At 64.4% G+C, this 17173-nt stretch carries 14 protein-coding genes and 1 tRNA gene; 8 read left to right on the top strand and 7 right to left on the bottom strand.

Annotated elements, in window-relative coordinates:
* Window positions 1-417: 417 nt before the first annotated feature.
* Window positions 418-4890: an autotransporter outer membrane beta-barrel domain-containing protein gene (locus tag H681_RS15655; RefSeq protein ID WP_162140824.1), complete on the top strand. Its 4473-nt coding sequence runs from the start codon at window positions 418-420 to the stop codon at window positions 4888-4890.
* 254 nt (window positions 4891-5144) lie between these two features.
* On the opposite strand, the gene H681_RS15650 is transcribed toward H681_RS15655, so the two are convergent.
* Window positions 5145-5915, bottom strand: coding sequence for a DODA-type extradiol aromatic ring-opening family dioxygenase (locus H681_RS15650; RefSeq protein ID WP_015477850.1), 771 nt, complete (start codon window positions 5913-5915; stop codon window positions 5145-5147).
* Between the two features lie 172 nt (window positions 5916-6087).
* Between H681_RS15650 and H681_RS15645 the strand changes: the two genes are divergently transcribed.
* Complete coding sequence (locus H681_RS15645; protein ID WP_015477849.1) at window positions 6088-6744, top strand: thiopurine S-methyltransferase; 657 nt, start codon at window positions 6088-6090, stop codon at window positions 6742-6744.
* A 54-nt stretch (window positions 6745-6798) separates the two neighbouring features.
* Here the strand turns inward: H681_RS15645 and htpX are convergent, their stop codons facing one another.
* The 3 genes from htpX to H681_RS15630 all read right to left on the bottom strand — a co-directional run bounded on the left by htpX (window position 6799) and on the right by H681_RS15630 (window position 9517).
* Window positions 6799-7674, bottom strand: a complete 876-nt coding sequence (htpX, locus tag H681_RS15640; protein ID WP_015477848.1) for a protease HtpX — start codon at window positions 7672-7674, stop codon at window positions 6799-6801.
* Between the two features lie 150 nt (window positions 7675-7824).
* Window positions 7825-8277, bottom strand: a complete 453-nt coding sequence (locus H681_RS15635) for a hypothetical protein (RefSeq protein ID WP_015477847.1) — start codon at window positions 8275-8277, stop codon at window positions 7825-7827.
* A gap of 28 nt (window positions 8278-8305) precedes the next feature.
* Window positions 8306-9517 carry a pyridoxal phosphate-dependent aminotransferase gene (locus H681_RS15630; RefSeq protein WP_015477846.1) on the bottom strand — a complete coding sequence of 404 codons (1212 nt, stop codon included), beginning with the start codon at window positions 9515-9517 and terminating at the stop codon, window positions 8306-8308.
* Between the two features lie 291 nt (window positions 9518-9808).
* Here H681_RS15630 and msrB point away from each other — a divergent pair, with 291 nt between their 5' ends.
* From msrB to H681_RS15615, 3 genes are all read left to right on the top strand, one after another.
* Window positions 9809-10204 carry a peptide-methionine (R)-S-oxide reductase MsrB gene (gene msrB, locus H681_RS15625; protein WP_015477845.1) on the top strand — a complete coding sequence of 132 codons (396 nt, stop codon included), beginning with the start codon at window positions 9809-9811 and terminating at the stop codon, window positions 10202-10204.
* Window positions 10205-10437: 233 nt separating this feature from the next.
* The gene (locus H681_RS15620; protein ID WP_015477844.1) at window positions 10438-10920 is read left to right on the top strand and encodes a glutathione peroxidase; all 483 of its coding nucleotides are present in this window, start codon (window positions 10438-10440) and stop codon (window positions 10918-10920) included.
* The gene (locus tag H681_RS15615) at window positions 10920-11390 is read left to right on the top strand and encodes a MarR family winged helix-turn-helix transcriptional regulator (RefSeq protein WP_015477843.1); all 471 of its coding nucleotides are present in this window, start codon (window positions 10920-10922) and stop codon (window positions 11388-11390) included. The genes H681_RS15620 and H681_RS15615 overlap by 1 nt, the downstream gene beginning before the upstream one ends.
* A 2-nt stretch (window positions 11391-11392) precedes the next feature.
* Here H681_RS15615 and H681_RS15610 read toward each other — a convergent pair whose 3' ends face one another.
* The gene (locus H681_RS15610) at window positions 11393-13714 is read right to left on the bottom strand and encodes an ATP-binding protein (protein ID WP_015477842.1); all 2322 of its coding nucleotides are present in this window, start codon (window positions 13712-13714) and stop codon (window positions 11393-11395) included.
* A 111-nt stretch (window positions 13715-13825) separates the two neighbouring features.
* On the opposite strand from H681_RS15610, the gene H681_RS15605 reads away from it, so the two are divergent.
* Window positions 13826-14722, top strand: coding sequence for an ATP-binding protein (locus H681_RS15605; protein ID WP_015477841.1), 897 nt, complete (start codon window positions 13826-13828; stop codon window positions 14720-14722).
* Window positions 14719-15201: a GAF domain-containing protein gene (locus tag H681_RS15600; RefSeq protein ID WP_015477840.1), complete on the top strand. Its 483-nt coding sequence runs from the start codon at window positions 14719-14721 to the stop codon at window positions 15199-15201. The genes H681_RS15605 and H681_RS15600 overlap by 4 nt, the downstream gene beginning before the upstream one ends.
* 205 nt (window positions 15202-15406) lie before the next feature.
* Here H681_RS15600 and H681_RS15595 read toward each other — a convergent pair whose 3' ends face one another.
* Window positions 15407-16069: a glutathione S-transferase family protein gene (locus H681_RS15595; RefSeq protein WP_015477839.1), complete on the bottom strand. Its 663-nt coding sequence runs from the start codon at window positions 16067-16069 to the stop codon at window positions 15407-15409.
* A gap of 37 nt (window positions 16070-16106) precedes the next feature.
* Entirely contained in the window at window positions 16107-16880 is a 774-nt protein-coding gene (locus tag H681_RS15590; protein ID WP_015477838.1) for a hypothetical protein, read from the bottom strand.
* Window positions 16881-17096: 216 nt separating this feature from the next.
* Between H681_RS15590 and H681_RS15585 the strand changes: the two genes are divergently transcribed.
* A tRNA-Glu gene (locus H681_RS15585) sits at window positions 17097-17172 on the top strand.
* Window position 17173 lies beyond the last annotated feature (1 nt).

Below are 17173 nucleotides of genomic sequence, written 5' to 3'. Positions count from 1 at the left end.
GCTACTGCTATTCGGTCAGGCATGTATGGTGGAGGGAGTCGTCCTCTCAGTGATTTCAATCCGAGCGCATCGAACTATGAGCGATTGAACCTGAGTGCCAAGTCGCAAGGTATTTCCACGCCAGACCCGGCAACAGGCGGCAAAATTATTGTGGCTACTTACACATCCAGTGGTATCAGTACCTCTGATTGGGGCCAGTATCCAGTCACGGGTGCCAGCAACATTGGCGACAACCAGTACATAGGTACGGTGCTGGCCACCGCACAGGGCGGCAGCGTGACGATGAACATCGGCGACGCAGCCGCGGCGCCATCGGCGGGTAGCAACAAGTTTGTGATGTATGCGAAAAACACTGTGCTCGGCCTCGCCGATGGTGCAGGAAGCACGTTGGAGTGGGCATCGCGCAATCACATCGAAATGAGTGGCATATACACGGCACCGGGAACCAGTACTTCGACCATCACCGCTACGGTGCCACTCTACGCCGGCAGCTTCACCGGGTTCGATGGGAGGAGCTATACCGTCACCAATGCCGCCGATTTGCGCGCCTACAACGATGTCCTGATCGATGCCCTGAAGTCGGGCAAGATCAGCTCGCAGGCCGGGTATGACGCAGCCTTCAATGCTGCGGTGACCTTTCAAAATAAGCCGATTCCATACACTCAGACGGTCGACCCGGATGACGATGTCGCGGTCAAGAGCGACTACACCCGCTCGCTGCGTGTACAAGGTGCGGGCGCGGAGGGCTATATCCGCGCAGGTGCGCAGATTGATCAGCGCGGGGCGGCTGTCGAAGCGCGAAATGGCGGCTACTTGGAGATAGAAAAGGGCGCGCAGCTATCGGGTCATTTCACCAGCCTGTACGTCAATACCGCTGGTACGGCAGTGAACAATGGCGTTATGTCGGGCGGGTATTTCGCCGAGAACGGCTGGGATACGACCAAGGCTGGCAACTACAGCAATACGGGCAAGTACGTCGAAGCCAACGTCGCCTGGATCACCAATGCCGGCAGTGAGTTCACCAGCAACGGCATCATGAACGTCGCAGGGTTCGATTACTCCAATAGTGCGGGCACCGAGCAATTCGCGGTCTACACCTCCAACAAGGCCACTGCGATCAACAACGGCATCATCAATGTCGGCGTGACCAACACCGCCCTGAACGGTTCGGTCATTGGCACCAAGGTAGCCGATGCCAGCTTCGTTAATAGCGAGCAGGGCGAGATTTATCTTGGCCGCGCCGCGCAGTACAACGTCGATACCCCTGAAGCCGTGGTTGATACCGCCAGCTCCATCGCGATGAGTGGTATCCGCGTGATCAACGATGGTCAGGTCGAGAACCAGGGGAAGATCACCATCGGAACGAAGGTGCAGAATGCCGATGGCATCTTCGTGAGTAGCCCGGGTAAGGCTGCCTCGACCGTGGTCAACAGCGGCACCATCAATATCAATGGTGCGGCCAGCGATTCTCCGATCGCCAACACCGGCATCCGGGCACGCGATACCGACTCCACCACTATCCGCAACTCCGGCACCATCAACGTCAATGGCGTGAACGGCATCGGTCTGAAGGCCGAGCGAGTGACCAGCACGGCGGCGACCATCACCAATACCGGCACGATCAATGTCAACGGCAGCACCGATCCTACTTCGGGTACGCGCAACTACGGCGCGTGGGCCGAGGGCAAGGGTGCCAAGGTGGTGATCGCCGGTGGTGCGGTTAACCTCGCCGGTGACGGCGCCATCGGCGTGCACGCACGCGGCAGCGGCAACATCACGGTGTCCGGCGGCACCGTCAATTTCGTCTCCGGTGCACAGCAACTCGGCTTCTTCGCTTACGGCACCGGCTCCTCGGTGGACATCAACAGCGCACCGGCCGCAGGGCTGAACGTATCCACCGATGGTTCGACGCTGTTCCGCATCGAGGATGGCGCCAAGGTCAACAACAGCGCCGGGGCCAAGTTGATCGCCTCGGGCAAGGACTCGACCGCGCTGCAGGTCACGGGCGTGGGCTCCACGGCCAACCTCGATGGCATGGACATCACCGTCTCCGGTGACGGCGCCACTGCGCTGAAAGTGGAGGGCGGGGCGACGGGGCAGATGTCGGGTGCAGCCAAACTGACCCTCAAGGACGGCGCCACGGCCGTGGTGGTGGACAACACCAAGTACGACCTGGCCGGCCAGGCGACCGGTTCGGCGCAATCGACCTTCACCAACAACGCCGCGGTCAACGTGCTCGACGCGCGCGACGTCACCGCGTTCGTGGTGAAGAACGGCGCCCGGCTGGTCAACACCGGCGATATTCACCTGTCCCACGGCACCGCCATCGAAGTGGCGGGCCCGGGTTCCACCGTGGTCGCCGATGCCAGCGGCAAGCGCGGCGCCATCACCGTGGACGACGGCAAGGCCGGCATCTACGTGCACGGCGGCGCCACACTGACCACGGCCGACACCATCACCGTCGACCACGGTGCCAGCGGCGTGCTGGTTGCCGAGGATGCCGGCCAGGTGGTCATCGCCCAGGACGCGCGTATTACCGGCAAGGGCTCCTCCTACGGCAACCTGATCACCAACCAGTCGGCGGCCGGCAATGTGCGGGTCGACGGTGCGACGCTGGAGATGCAGGGTTCCGGTGCGGCGCTGCTTTCGGAGCACAACCTCGACGCCGCCTCGCACGGCCACGTGATCGTCAGCAGCTATGTCGGCGGCAAGGGCATTGCTCTGTCAAACGCCGACGGCAGCCTTGTCGACGACAACCTGGAGCTGGGCCCGAACTGGCAGATAGACGTCACTGGCAATGGGGCGGGGGTGCATGCCAATACCCGCGGTGATCTGACCCTGGCGGGCACGCAGATACACATCAGCGGCCCGGGCAGGGGCGTGCAGGCCGATGCGGCCGGCACGGTGCGGATCGCCAGCGGCACCCAGATCAGCGCCTCGGATGCCGACGCCGTGCTGGTGGCCGGCAATCCGACGACCCTGATCAACGAAGGTAGCCTGCAGGCGGCCAACGCGAGCGCCACCGCTGTGCGCCTGGGTGCCGGCGACAGTGTCTTCGCCAATCTCAACGGCGGCCAGATCACCGGCGGCGTCGACCTGGGCGCGGGCAACGACTCGGCCCTGCTGGAAGACAGCGTGCTCGATGGCGCGCTGCTGGGCGGGGGCGGCGACGACCTGATCACCGTGCGCGGCAACGCCGTCACCCACGGCATGCTCGACGGCGGCCTGAGCGGTTTCGACACGCTGGTCTTCGATGGCCACGACTACACCGCCGATGCCGGCAACTCCGACCAGTTGCGCAACTTCGAGCAGTTCGACCTGATCAACGCCAGCCATCTCGAGCTGCGGCGCGACCTGGCGCTGGGCGATGGCGACAATGGCCAGGGTACCCTGGCCATCGATCCGACCAGCCTCCTCGCCATGAACACCGGCGCCTACACCCTCAAGGGCAACCTGGCCAACGCCGGCCTGGTCACCCTGAGCAACGGACAGCCGGGCAACACCCTGACCGTCGACGGCAACTACACCGGCCACGGTGGCACGCTGGAGATATCCACCGTGCTCGGCGACGATCGCTCGCCCACCGACAAGCTGGTGGTGAAGGGCGACACCGCGGGCAGCAGCTTCGTGAAGGTCAACGCCACCGCGGATACTGGCGCCTACACCCAGCAGGACGGCATCCAGGTGGTGCAGGTGGACGGAGCTTCCGCTGGCACCTTTACCCTGAAAAATCGCGTGGTGGCCGGTGCGCGGGAATACCTGCTGGTGCAGGGTGGCAAGAGCAACCCGGCCGATGGCGACTGGTACCTGCGCTCCGAAGCGCCGCCGCCGCCGCCGCCGCCGCCGCCTCCGCCGCCACCGCCGCCACCGCTGCCGCCGCCACCGCTGCCGCCGCCGCCGCCGCCGCCGCCGCCACCGCCGCCGCATCTCTACCGGCCGGAAGTCGGCGCCTACCTGGGCAATCAGTTGGCTGCCTTGGGCATGTTCCAGCACACCCTGCATGACCGCCTGGGTGAAGTGGACTTCACCGAGCGTCAGCGCAGCGAGGAGGGAGGCAAGGACCACCAGGCCGTCTGGACGCGCGTGGTCGGCCGCGGCTTCGACAGCTCGACCGGAGCGGATCAGGTGCACTCGACCACCCGTACCCAACTGATGCAGATCGGCGCGGAACTGGGCCAGTGGACACTGGATGACAGCCGCACCCACTTCGGCGTGATGGTCGGTGCGGGACAGGCCGACACCAATGTCAGCTCCAAGTTGATCGACGCCAAGTCCAAGGGCGCAGTGGATGGCTACAGCGTAGGGATTTATGGCACCTGGTTCGCCGACGCCTCCAGGCCCACTGGCCTATACGTCGACAGCTGGCTGCAGTACGGCTGGTACGACAACACCGTGCGCGGCGACGGCCTGGGCGAGGAACACTACAAATCGCACACCCTCTCGGCGTCGGTGGAAACCGGCTATGCCGTCGACATCGGCCACAGTGCCAAGAACGCCTGGTATCTGGAGCCGCAAGCGCAGGTGATCGTCAGCCAATACAAAGCGCCCAAGCACGTGGAAAGCAACGGCACCGAAGTAGAGGTCAATCAGGGCAACGGCGTTACCACCCGCCTGGGCGCCCGGGCCTTCACCCGCCCGCTGGACGCGAGCCAGAAGCGCATCCAGCCGTTCGTGGAGATGAACTGGTGGCACAACGGCGGCACCCAGTCCATGTCCTTCAACGGCGAGAACCAGAGCGCCAATCTGGCTTCGGATATATACGAACTGAAGATCGGTGCGCAGGCGGAGCTGGCCCAGGGGTGGACGGCCTGGGGACATGTCGGTGGCCAGCAGACCCGAGACGATCAGCATCAGGCGGAGGCGCAGATGGGGATCAAGTACAGCTGGTGATCTGCCTGGTTGTTTGCTGGACGTGGAATGCGATGTCCACCTGCGTCCGGAGCGGTTCCTGTAGGAGTCTCAGCTTGCTGGCGAAACGTTCGCGAGCAAGCTCGCTCCTACAGGTCTGGCATTCTGGCGATCCGTATGCACATTGGCGTGTCGCTTCCCCTCATCCTCTTGCGTGGGGCGCGCAGCCAGGGGCGGAGGGGAGCCCCAAACGCCAGAACCATCCGTAGGAGCGGGCTATGCCCGCGACAGCTCAATCAACCGAAGCGGTAGATGTCCATGCCCAGCGCGCCGAGGGTGAAGCCGGCGTGCTCCACGGTCATGGGCGCGCCGCCGGCGGCGCGTGCGAAGTACAGCGGCAGCAGGTGCTCATCGCTGGGGTGGTTGCGCATGGCCCAGGGCGCCTGCTGGCGATAGTCGAACAGGGCCGCGTCGTCATTGGCGGCCAGGCGTTCGGCCATCCAGTCGCGGAAGGCCTTGGCCCAGGGTTCGATGACGTCCGGCCCGGCGCGCCAGTCCAGCTCGCCGAGGTTGTGGGTAATGCTGCCCGAGCCGATCAGCAGAATGCCTTCCTTGCGCAGCGCACGCAGGGCCTTGCCGATACGATCCTGCATCGACGGGCCGAGGCGGCTGGGCAATGACAGCTGCACCAGCGGAATGTTCGCGTCCGGGTACATCAGGCTCAGCGGCACCCAGGCGCCGTGGTCCAGCGGGCGCTCGGCATCGAGGATGGCGGGCAAACTGTCTTCGGCGAGCAGCTCGACGACGCGCGCCGCCAGCTCCGGCGAGCCGGGGGCGGGGTACTGCACGGCATAGAGTTCCGCCGGGAAGCCGTAGAAGTCGTGCCAGGTCGCCGGCCGGGCGGCGGCGGTGACGCGCAGGTCCGGGGTTTCCCAGTGGGCGGAGACCACCAGGATCGCCTTCGGCGTCGGCAGCTCGCCGGCCAGGCGCTTGAGTGGAGCCTCGCTGGCGCCGGGGGCCAGGGCCAGCATGGGAGAACCGTGAGAGATGAACAGGGTAGGGAGCATGGTGAACCTCGCTACAGGGATACCGCTATGTTCGCCCCTGGACTGATCGATAACCAGTATGGGTTTTTGACGATTTCGATCGAATTTGTCGATATCCGCCGTGGGGTGGCTGGCGCGGGGCGGGCCGATTGCGGATCATGTGGGACAACGCTTCTGGAATCGGGTCTTTCCCATGCAACACGACTTCTGGCAGGCGCGCTGGGCGCGCAATGAAATCGGCTTCCATCAGAACGAGGTGAACTCCGGGCTTGCGCGTCACTGGCCGGCGTTGCGATTGCCCGAGGGGGCGCAGGTGCTGGTGCCGCTGTGTGGCAAGAGCCTGGACATGCTCTGGCTGGTGCAACAGGGGTACCGCGTGCTCGGTGTGGAGCTGGCGGAGCGCGCGGTACTCGACTTCTTCGCCGGGCTGGGCGTCGAACCCCAGGTGACCGAGGAGGGACAGGTTCGGCGCTATCGTCACGAGCGGCTGGAGATCCTCCAGGGGGATTTCTTCGACACCACCGCCGAGCAGTTGGGCGGGTGTGCAGCGCTGTATGATCGCGCCGCGTTGATCGCGCTGCCGCAGGATATGCGTCCGGACTACGTGGCTCATCTGCAACGCAATCTGCCGCCGCAGGTGCGCGGGCTGTTGGTGACGCTGGAGTACCCGCAGGCGGAAATGGACGGCCCGCCGTTCGCCGTCCTGGCCGATGAGGTACGCACGCATTTCGCCGAAGGCTGGCAACTGGTGGAGCGGGATCGCCTCGACGTGCTGGCGGAGAATCCCAAGTTCCTCAAGCGCGGCGTCAGCCGCTTGGACGAGGTGGTGTTCGACCTGCGACGCGGTTGAATCGCGGGCATGAAAAAGGGCGGCCCGAGGGTCGCCCTTTTTGCGTCTTGCGCCTTAGCGAGCCGCGGCGCGCAGGGCTTCGATGCGGTCTTCCAGCGGCGGGTGGCTCATGAACAGACCGGCCAGGCCGTGCTTGAGGCTGCCGTTGATGCCGAAGGCCTGCAGCGAGTCGGGCATCTGCACCGGCACGCCTTGTTCGGCGCGCAGGCGTTGCAGGGCGGCGATCATCGCGCCGCTGCCGGCCAGGTGGGCGCCGGCTTCGTCCGCGCGGTATTCGCGTTTGCGCGAGAACCACATGACGATGATGCTGGCGAGGATACCCAGGACCAGTTCGGCGAAGATGGTCGCGACGAAGTAACCGATGCCCGGGCCGTCTTCGTTCTTCAGGATGGCCTTGTCGACGAAGTTGCCGAAGATGCGCGCGAAGAACATCACGAAGGTGTTCACCACGCCCTGGATCAGCGCCAGGGTGACCATGTCGCCGTTGGCCACGTGGCCGATCTCGTGGGCCAGCACGGCTTTCACTTCCTCAGGGGAGAAGCGCTCCAGCAGGCCCTGGCTGACGGCGACCAGTGCGTCGTTCTTGTTCCAGCCGGTGGCGAAGGCGTTGGCTTCGTAGGCGGGGAAGATGCCCACTTCCGGCATCTTGATGCCGGCTTCGCGGGACAGTTCTTCCACGGTCTGCAGCAGCCACTGTTCATGACGGGTACGCGGTTGGCTGATGATCTCGGTGCCGGTGCTCATCTTCGCCATCCATTTGGAGATGAACAGCGAAACCAGGGAGCCGGCGAAGCCGAACACTGCACAGAAAACCAGCAGGCTGCCGTAATTCTGGCCCGTGAATCGGTCCACGCCGAGCAGTTTCAGGGTGATGCTGGCGATCACCAGAACTGCCAGGTTGGTGGCCAGGAACAACAGGATGCGCATCATGGCGTAAAGCTTCTCCTCACGGCTGGATTAGGGGAAAACCGCTTGGGAGCGCGGCTTTCCGGATCGCCGGGCACAGCAGGGCCCAGGATCGCTGAATAGTATGCGGGGTATATACGGTTGCCCCCGAGGTGATTCAACTCGGGGACTATTTCAAACTGTGTCGCTTGGGCGCCCGAGGTCACTTTCGAAGAGTAGACGGGTCAAGCGGGCGATGCGGTCACTGTGACGACTGGCGAGGGCTTCGCGCAGCTGGTTGGCCAGGGAAGCCTGGTCGCGGCGCACGCTGGGCGGCAGGTCGTCGCTGGGTCGTACCGCGTGGGGGACGATGCGGGTCAGGCGGAGGAAGGCTTTTTCGCTGAGTACGGCCTGGTCCAGCGCTTCGTAACGAATGGTTGCGTCGAAGCGCAGGTAGCCTTCCTCGGCCAGCCACAGCAACGCGCCCAGGCAACTCTGGTGGCGGGTGCTGGGCAGGCCGAACTCGTCGGGCTCTTCCCGGCCGATCAGGTCCTCGATGTAGAGGGCGATCTTGCGCGGGAAGGCCTGGTAGAGCATCAGCAGGCCGGAAGCGGCATCCTTGTAGAAGTCGTCGATCTGCAGGTCCATTTATGCGCTGGGATTCACTGGCGATGATTTATTGGCGGTAGGCTTTCAGGAAGTTGCCGATGCGTCCGATGGCCTGTTCCAGGTCATCGAGACGGGGCAGGGTAACCACCCGGAAGTGATCCGGCCAGGGCCAGTTGAAGGCGGTTCCCTGAACGATGAGCAGCTTCTCGGAAAGCAGCAGGTCGAGGACGAATTTCTCGTCGTTGTGGATCGGGCAGACCTTCGGGTCGATGCGCGGAAACGCATAGAGCGCGCCCATCGGTTTCACACAACTGACGCCGGGGATGTCGTTGAGCAGCTCCCAGGCGCGGTTGCGCTGTTCCAGCAGGCGCCCGCCGGGCAGGACCAGGTCGTTGATGCTCTGGTAGCCGCCCAGCGCAGTCTGGATCGCGTGCTGGCTCGGCACGTTGGCGCACAGGCGCATGTTGGCCAGGATATCCAGGCCCTCGATGTAGCTCTGCGCCTTGTGCTTGGGGCCGGAAATGGCGATCCAGCCGGAACGGAAGCCGGCCACGCGGTAGGACTTGGACAGGCCGTTGAAGGTCAGGCAGAGCACGTCGGGCGCCAGGGAGGCGGTGGAGATGTGCTGGGCCTCGTCGTAAAGGATCTTGTCGTAGATCTCGTCGGAGAAGATCACCAGGTTGTGCTGGCGCGCCAGTTCGACGATGTCCTGCAGCACTTCCTTCGAATAGACCGCGCCGGTCGGGTTGTTCGGGTTGATCAGCACCAGGGCCTTGGTGTTGCTGGTGATCTTCGCCTTCATGTCGGCGATGTCGGGGAACCAGCCGGCCTGCTCGTCGCACAGGTAGTGCACCGGCTTGCCGCCAGCCAGGGCCACGGAGGCGGTCCACAGCGGGTAGTCGGGCGCCGGGATCAGCACTTCGTCGCCGTTGTTGAGCAGCGCCTGCAGGGCCATCACGATCAGCTCGGACACGCCGTTGCCCAGGTAGATGTCCTCGATGCCGACGCCTTCCACCTGCTTCTGCTGGTAGTACTGCATGACCGCCTTGCGCGCGCTGAACAGGCCCTTGGAGTCGCTGTAGCCCTGGGCGGTCGGCAGGTTGCGGATGACGTCCTGAAGGATTTCGTCCGGCGCCTCGAAACCGAACGGCGCCGGGTTGCCGATGTTCAGCTTGAGGATGCGGTGGCCTTCCTCTTCCAGGCGCTTGGCGTGCTTGAGCACGGGCCCGCGAATGTCGTAGCAGACGTTGGCGAGCTTGTTCGATTTGGTGACCTGCATGATCTGGGATTCCAAAATAGTCCGCGGCCGGCGACTTGGCAGGCTGTAACGCGGGTGACAGACTGGCGTCAAATGATCGGTTCGGAAGTGCTTTTCCCTGGCGTCGACACTAAAAATCGACAGGAAAACAGTGGATTTCTCGAAAAAGTAGAGTTTTTAAGGCTTTTATATCGCGAGAATGTCTCTGTGCGGCAGATTCTGAACCTGACGTTAACCACGCGCATCATACGTGCGGCCCGATTCGCGGAAAAGAGCGGGATCGGGCATTTTTTCGTTTATGGAGGCAGATCGATGGAAAAGCTGGAAAAGCCCCTGGATTCCTGGCGTGACGAGCTCACCGACGAGCAGTTTCATATCTGCCGCCTGGGCGGTACCGAGCGCGCCTTCACCGGCGAATACCACGACACCAAGACTCCCGGCATCTACCACTGCGTGTGCTGCGGCACCGCGTTGTTCGACTCCGACGCCAAATACGACTCGGGCAGCGGCTGGCCAAGCTACTTCCAGCCGGTGAACGGCGAGGTGGTCAAGGAGCTGGAAGACTTCAGCCACGGCATGCAGCGCATCGAAGTGCGCTGCGGCAAGTGCGATGCGCACCTGGGCCACGTCTTTCCCGACGGCCCGCGGCCGACCGGGCTGCGCTACTGCATCAATTCGGCATCCTTGAAGCTGGTACCCAAGGAGTGACCCCAAGGCCCGCCACCGAGCGGGCCTGTTCTTGGGGCTCTTCGTAGGAGCGAGCTTGCTCGCGAACAGCCCAGCTCCGTTATCCCCGGGAACCTTGTTCGCGAGCAAGCTCGCTCCTGCAGGAGATCCCTGATGTGTCGCCATTCACTGGATGATTCGCGACCAATTGAATTGTGCACAATTCAATTGGTCACTATTCTTTGAGTTCCCACTTTCCGCCGGAGCCATTCACGATGAGCGACGCACTGCTGAACATTCCCGTGACCACCATCAAGGGCGAACGGAAAACCCTCGCCGATTTCGGCGGCAAGGCGCTGCTGGTGGTGAACACCGCCAGCCAGTGCGGCTTCACTCCGCAGTACCAGGGGCTGGAAACGCTGTGGCGCCGCTACAAGGACAAGGGCCTGGTGGTGCTTGGCTTTCCCTGCAACCAGTTCGGCAAGCAGGAGCCGGGCAATGAAGGGGAGATCTCGCAGTTCTGCGAGCTGAACTTCGGCGTCAGCTTCCCGCTGTTCAAGAAGATCGACGTCAACGGCGCCGCCGCCCATCCGCTCTACGTGCAACTCAAGCAACGCGCGCCGGGCCTGCTGGGTAGCCAGGGCATCAAGTGGAACTTCACCAAGTTCCTGATCGGCAAGGACGGCAAGGTCATCAAGCGCTTCGCCCCGACCACCAAGCCGGAACAGCTCTGCGCCGAGATCGAAGCGCTGCTGTGATGAAGGATTCGGCAGTTCTGCAGCCGGAGCTGTTGCTGGACAACCAGCTGTGCTTCCGCCTGTACGCGGTGTCGCGCGCGGTGATCCGTGGCTACCGGCCGATGCTCGAGGCGCTTGGCCTGACCTACCCGCAGTACCTGGCGATGCTGGTGCTCTGGGAGTGGCAGGCCGAGCCGCCGGAGCAACCCTCGGTGAAGGCGCTGGGCGAGCGGCTGATGCTCGATTCCGGCACCCTGACGCCGTTGCTCAAGCGCCTGGAGCAGTTGGGACTGGTCGAGCGCCGCCGGGCGCGGCACGACGAGCGGGAAGTGCACCTTCGGCTGACCCCGGCGGGCGACGCACTGCGTGACAAGGTGCTGCCGTTGCGTGAAGACCTGCTGTGCCGCAGCGGCTTGGATCTGAGCGCCTCCGACGGCCTGCGCGAGCAACTGGATTCATTGCTGTTGCAGTTGGCGAGGCTGGACGGCTGAGCTCAACCGCGCGGGCGGTGATCCACCCAGCGCTCCAGGATTTCCGCCAGTTCGTCACGGTGGAAGGGTTTGGCCAGGTAGTCGTCCATGCCGGCGGCGCGGCAGCGCTCGCGTTCGTCCGGCAGGGCGTTGGCGGTCAGGGCGATGATCGGCAGACCCGGCCAGCGCCCGCTTTCGCGGATCGCCTGGGTGGCCTGGTAGCCATCCAGTACCGGCATGTTGCAGTCCATCAGTACCAGATCGAAGGTGCCATCGCCCAGTTGGGCGAGCGCCTCTTCCCCGTTGGCGGCGACGGCCACGACGCAGCCGAGCTTCTGCAGCAGCCCCTTGGCCACCAGTTGGTTGACCGGGTTGTCCTCCACCAGCAGCACCCGCGCCGAGAACTGCTCCGCGCGTGTGGCGTCGGCCTCGCTGGAGGCCGGCAGCGGCTGATGCTCGAACGCCTGTCTGAGCGCCTGGTAGAGCACCGTCCGTGACAGCGGCCGGGCCAGTTGGCGCAGGGGCGCCAGGCGTTGCGCCAGCGGCTGTTCGAGGAAGTTGCCGTAGGCGGTGACCAGCAGGACCGGCTTGGCCAGGTGCCGGCGCAGGGTGATCAGGCAGTCCGGGCAGTCCGAAAGCAGCGCATCCAGTTCCATGCCGGCCAGGCTCGCGTCGATGTCCAGGCGCCGGTACTCGATATTCCAGTGCGGCAGCCAGCGTTCCAGCAGTGCGGCCAGGCCGCTGCTGGCGGCGCATTGCACGATCAGCCGGCCGCTCAGGGGCGGTGGCGGCGGGGCGGGCTCCAGCGCCGGAAGGGGCAGGGTAGCGATGAACTCGCTGCCAAACCCGGGTTCGGACTTGACCACCAGCTCGCCCTTCATGGCGTCGCACAGCTTGCGTGTCAGCGCCAGGCCAAGGCCGGTGCCGCCATACTGGCGGGCGATGCCGGCGTCGGCCTGGGTGAAGGGTTGGAAAATCTTCTGCAGGGCCTCGGGCGCGATACCGATGCCGGTGTCGCGCACGCTGATGCGTACGCCATCGCCATGCGGCTCGACATTGACATCGACGCGGCCCAGGCGGGTGAACTTGAGGGCATTGGACAGCAGGTTGCTGACCACCTGGCGCACCCGCGTCGGGTCGCCCGAAAGCTGCGCCGGCAAGCGCGGGCTGACCAGGCAGGTGAGTTCCACCGCGGGCGAGGCGTTCTGCGACAGCAGGCTGGCGGTGTCCTCCACCAGGGTGCCCAGGTCGAAGGGGATCTGCTCCAGCTCCAACTGGCCGGCCTCGAACTTGGACAGGTCGAGCACGTCGTTGAGCAATTCCAGCAGCACCTTGCCCGAGTCATGGGCGATGGACAGCTGCTGGCGCTGTTCGGTGGTCAGCGGGCCGTCCAGCGCCAGGCCGAGCATGCCCAGCAGGCCGTTGAGCGGGGTGCGGATCTCATGGCTCATGTTGGCGAGGAAGCTGCCGCGCGCCTGGGCCATCGCCAGGGCGGTCTGCCGGGCCTGCTCCAGCTCCTGGTTGGACAGGGTGAGGCGTGCGTTCGCCGCCTTCAGCTCGGCGGTACGGGCGGCGACGATGCTTTCCAGTTCTTCCAGGTACTGGGTCAACCGGTCCTCGGCCTCGCGGCGCTGCTCCATTTCCACCGAGATACGGTTGAGCTGGCGGTTGGTGACCTCCACCAGCACGCCGATCTCGTCGCGTTCGTGGCCGTGTGGATAGGGCAGGCGCAGGCGCGAGGGCGAACGCGGGTCGTGGCGGCTGAGGACGTCGATCAGGCTCACCAGCGGCTTGGTCAGCAGCGCGTAGAACAGCACCAGCAGGATCAGCGACAGCAGCAGGCTGCGGATGAAGCCGGAAATGAAGGTCATGCCGGCGCGGCGCAGGAAGTCGTTGCCGAACACGAAGGTGTCGATCTCCAGGCGCAGCACGCCGAGGGATTCGCTGGGGGCGTGATCGACGAACAGCGGCTCTTCGTAACTGCGCTGTTCGCCGAAGAGGAAGTCGCTCAACTCGCGCAGATGGCTTTCGGCAAGCGGCCGGCTGGCACTGGCCAGGGGCGTGCCGGCGTTGTCGATGATCTCGGCGCGGATCACCGCCGGCGAGCGCAGCAGGCCGACCACCAGTTCCTGGGCCAGTTCGGCGTCGATGTTGTAGGCGATGCGCGCGGCGGGGTTGTGGCTGACGTCCAACAGGGCGCGCACTTCGCGGTTGATGGAGGCGTCCTGGCTGGCATAATCGACGGCAACCTGGACAAGGCTGAGCAGCGTCCCCAGCAGGAACGCCACCAGCACGGTCAGGCTGGCCTGCTTGAACGAGAGGCGATGGGTAAGCGCAATATCCATGGAGTGCGGAGCGTCGCCTCGCGAGAGCTTTTCTGCGGCGTAGCATAGCCCATCGGCACCGTCTGTCGGCATGGCCTGCCGCCCAACTTCGAACGATCCGTGGAGATCAGCGTGGATTCCCGTCTGAACGATTTTCTCGCGCGCGCCGAATCGGTGCTTGCGCGTCTGGAGCCTTTGTTGCCGGCCTTGCGCGCGCCGGTCGACTGGCAGCGCAGCCTGGCCGCGCGCTGGCACCGCGATGGGCGCAGCGGGTACCTGCAGCCGCTGGAGGTCAGCCTCGACCTGCGCCTGGGCGACTTGCTGGGTGTCGACACCCAACGTGACCAACTGGCGCGCAACACTCGCCAGTTCGTGGCCGGCAGGCCGGCCAACCACGCCTTGCTGTGGGGCGCGCGAGGTACCGGCAAGTCCTCGCTGGTGCGGGCGCTGCTGGCCGAGCTGGCCGGCGAGGGACTGCGCCTGATCGAGATCGAGCGCGATCACCTGGCCGACCTGCCGCGGGTGGTCGAACAACTGCACGGTCTGCCGCAGCGCTTCGTGCTGTTCTGCGACGACCTGTCGTTCGACGCCGGCGAGGGCGACTACCGCGTGCTCAAGAGCGTGCTCGACGGCTCGCTGGAGCAGGCGCCGGACAACGTGCTGCTGTATGCCACCTCGAACCGCCGTCACCTGGTCTCGGAAAAACAGAGCGACAACGAGAACTGGCAGATAATCGACGGCGAGCTGCATCCCAACGAAGCGGTGGAGGACAAGATCGCCCTGTCCGACCGTTTCGGTCTTTGGCTCTCTTTCTATCCCTTCACCCAGGAGCACTTCCTGAGCGTGGTCCGCCACTGGATCGATGCGCTGGCGCAGAAATCCGGCCTGGTCTACTGGCACTGGGATGATGCACTGGAGAAAGAGGCCATCCGCTGGGCACTCGGACGCGGCAACCGCAATGGCCGCTGTGCCTATCAATTCGCCCGCTACTGGGTGGGCCGCCAATTGCTGGAAGGAGAAACCCCATGATCGATCTGCAGCAGGCCGGCGCCGGCCTCGATGGATATGCGCTGCTGGCCGCGCAAGCGGAGTCGCTGTTCGCCGACGAGCGCGATTTCATCGCCAACGCCGCGCAGTTCTCGGCATTCCTGTTCAACGAACTGACGGACCTTAACTGGGCCGGCTTCTACCTCAACCGCAACGAGGAACTGGTGCTCGGCCCGTTCCAGGGCAAGGTCGCCTGCGTGCGTATCCCGTTCAGCAAGGGCGTGTGCGGTGCGGCGGCGCGTACTCGGGAGAGCCAGCGGGTCGAGGACGTGCATGCCTTCCCCGGCCATATCGCCTGTGACAGCGCCTCCAGCAGCGAGCTGGTGGTGCCGCTGGTGAAGGACGGTCGGTTGATCGGTGTGCTGGACCTGGACAGCCCGAAGGTCGGTCGCTTCAGCGAAGCCGACCAGGCTGGCATCGAGCGTCTGGTGGCGATTTTTCTGCGGCTGACGGACTGCTGATCCCCGGTCCAACGAAAAAGCCCCGCAATGGCGTTTTTTTCGTTTCCGAGGGCCGGGTTCGCGAGCAAGCTCGCTCCTACGAAGAGCGCTGCCAGTTTCCTCCTGTGCTCGCGAATCGACCCCACGCCGGCCTGACCGGTGAATATATCCGCCATGATGGGTGTCGCTTCGCTCCACGCCACCCTACGGGCTTGCCAGGGATGGATCAGCGCTTGGCCAGGATCTTGGCGATGATCTGCTGCTCGCCTTCAAGGATGGCCGCCAGGGTGGGACGGCTGGCGATGCGCTCGAAGTGCGCCGCCAGTGCCGGCCAGCGCTGGGTATCCAGTTTCTCGCCGCCGTGGCCCATGTTCACCAGTTGGCTGGCAATGGCGATGTCGGCGAGGCTGAAGCGGTTGTCGATGAAGTAGTCGTTCGCGGCCAGGCATTTTTCCAGGTAGTCGAAATGCTCCGGCAGTTTTTCCTGCATGGCGCCCTTTACCGCGTCTTCATCGCAGGGCTTGCCCATCAGCGGCTTGAGCAGGCGGTTGCGGAAGACGGTGAAGGTGGCCAGCGGCGCGACTTCGTAGTCGGCGTACTTCTCCAGCCAGCGGATGCGGGCCTTTGCCTGCGGAGTCTCGCCGCACAGCGCGGTGCGTTGCGGGTCGCGGTCTTCCAGGTAATGGCAGATGACGCTGGAGTCGGCGAGGGTGAAGTCGCCATCGCGGATCGCCGGTACCCGGCGCAGCGGATTGAGCTCGCGATACCAGTCGGGCTGGTTGAACGGATTGACGTTCTCCAACTGGTAGTCCAGGCCTTTCTCGGCACAGAACAGGCGGACTTTGCGAACGAACGGGGAGAGCGGGGCGCCGAAGACTACGAGGCTCATGGTGGGCTCCTGGGGCGAGGTATGCAGATTCGACGTGTCAGTCGTCGTAAAGGTTCTTCTTCTTCCACAGATCGTCGTCGTCGAGGGCCTTGAGGCCATCGTTCAGCGCGCTGTTCTCGTCGGCGGCGGGCTGGGTATTTTCCAGCACCATCGCGTTGGCGCGGGCCAACTGGTTCTCCATCTGTTGCAACTGAGCCTGGTAGCGGCCGATGTCCTGCTGTTTGCGCAGGTATTGGGCGCCGCGCTCGAAGGCCAGTCGCGCCTGCCCCGGCTGGCCCTGCTGCAGGGCTTGCTGGCCGAGGTTGCCGAAGAACTCTATATGGAGGAGTGCAAGCAGGTGGCGGATCTCCTTCACCCACTGCTGGGCTTCGTTGCGCGGCAGCAGGCCGTCCTGGGCGCAGCGGGTGAGCTGGGCGTGCAGCGCTTCGAACAGGAAGCGGACGTCCTTGGCCTTGGCTTCGGTGAGGATGGCCTGCGGCGCATTGCGCACGGGAATGGATTCGCCCTGGGCGATGAGCGGGCGCAGTTCGGCGATCCGTTCCTTTATCTGGGTATTCTGCTTGTCGACGGTCAGCAGGCGTTCACCCAGGCTCAGCTCGAAACGACTGAGCAGCAGCTTCAACGCCGGCGACATGAACTGGCCGGGCATGGACTCGGAAATATCGGCACAGCGCCGGCAGCGGTCGAGCAGGTCGGCCTTCTGCCGGGCCTGTTCCAGCTTGCGGTTCTCGACCAGATGGTTGATATAGCCGATGGCAACCAGCAGGGCGATGCCGACGAGGACCAGGACGGTAATGACGAGTGGCGACACCTGGAAAGCTCCCCAAGGTTTTTTCGCGAGTGTAATGTCTTAGTGCTACCGCTGATAGCAGTCGCTCGCTTTTTAGCCAGAAGTCTTTGATTTAAAAAAATTTTCTTCTGAGGGTTGACGACCCCTCAAAGGCTCCATAGAATGCGCGCCACTTCGACGCGAAACGCTGAAACAGCAAGGCGGCGAAGTCGGAAAGATGTTGAAGTTCCGGGCCGCGTCCCCTTCGTCTAGTGGCCTAGGACACCGCCCTTTCACGGCGGTAACAGGGGTTCGAGTCCCCTAGGGGACGCCAT

It is taken from the genome of Pseudomonas sp. ATCC 13867 (genome assembly GCF_000349845.1).
In the GTDB taxonomy this organism is placed as follows: domain Bacteria; phylum Pseudomonadota; class Gammaproteobacteria; order Pseudomonadales; family Pseudomonadaceae; genus Pseudomonas.
Note: the sequence above shows the minus strand (reverse complement) of the source record. Positions and strands in the feature narration are given on the sequence as shown.

Excerpts from the sequence above, each read along its gene's own strand:
- H681_RS15655 (WP_162140824.1), top strand. The coding sequence starts at position 418 with ATGAGTGGCATATACACGGCACCGGGAACCAGTACTTCGACCATCACC.
- H681_RS15650 (WP_015477850.1), bottom strand. The coding sequence starts at position 5,915 with ATGCTCCCTACCCTGTTCATCTCTCACGGTTCTCCCATGCTGGCCCTG.
- H681_RS15645 (WP_015477849.1), top strand. The coding sequence starts at position 6,088 with ATGCAACACGACTTCTGGCAGGCGCGCTGGGCGCGCAATGAAATCGGC.
- htpX (WP_015477848.1), bottom strand. The coding sequence starts at position 7,674 with ATGATGCGCATCCTGTTGTTCCTGGCCACCAACCTGGCAGTTCTGGTG.
- H681_RS15635 (WP_015477847.1), bottom strand. The coding sequence starts at position 8,277 with ATGGACCTGCAGATCGACGACTTCTACAAGGATGCCGCTTCCGGCCTG.
- H681_RS15630 (WP_015477846.1), bottom strand. The coding sequence starts at position 9,517 with ATGCAGGTCACCAAATCGAACAAGCTCGCCAACGTCTGCTACGACATT.
- msrB (WP_015477845.1), top strand. The coding sequence starts at position 9,809 with ATGGAAAAGCTGGAAAAGCCCCTGGATTCCTGGCGTGACGAGCTCACC.
- H681_RS15620 (WP_015477844.1), top strand. The coding sequence starts at position 10,438 with ATGAGCGACGCACTGCTGAACATTCCCGTGACCACCATCAAGGGCGAA.
- H681_RS15615 (WP_015477843.1), top strand. The coding sequence starts at position 10,920 with ATGAAGGATTCGGCAGTTCTGCAGCCGGAGCTGTTGCTGGACAACCAG.
- H681_RS15610 (WP_015477842.1), bottom strand. The coding sequence starts at position 13,714 with ATGGATATTGCGCTTACCCATCGCCTCTCGTTCAAGCAGGCCAGCCTG.
- H681_RS15600 (WP_015477840.1), top strand. The coding sequence starts at position 14,719 with ATGATCGATCTGCAGCAGGCCGGCGCCGGCCTCGATGGATATGCGCTG.
- H681_RS15595 (WP_015477839.1), bottom strand. The coding sequence starts at position 16,069 with ATGAGCCTCGTAGTCTTCGGCGCCCCGCTCTCCCCGTTCGTTCGCAAA.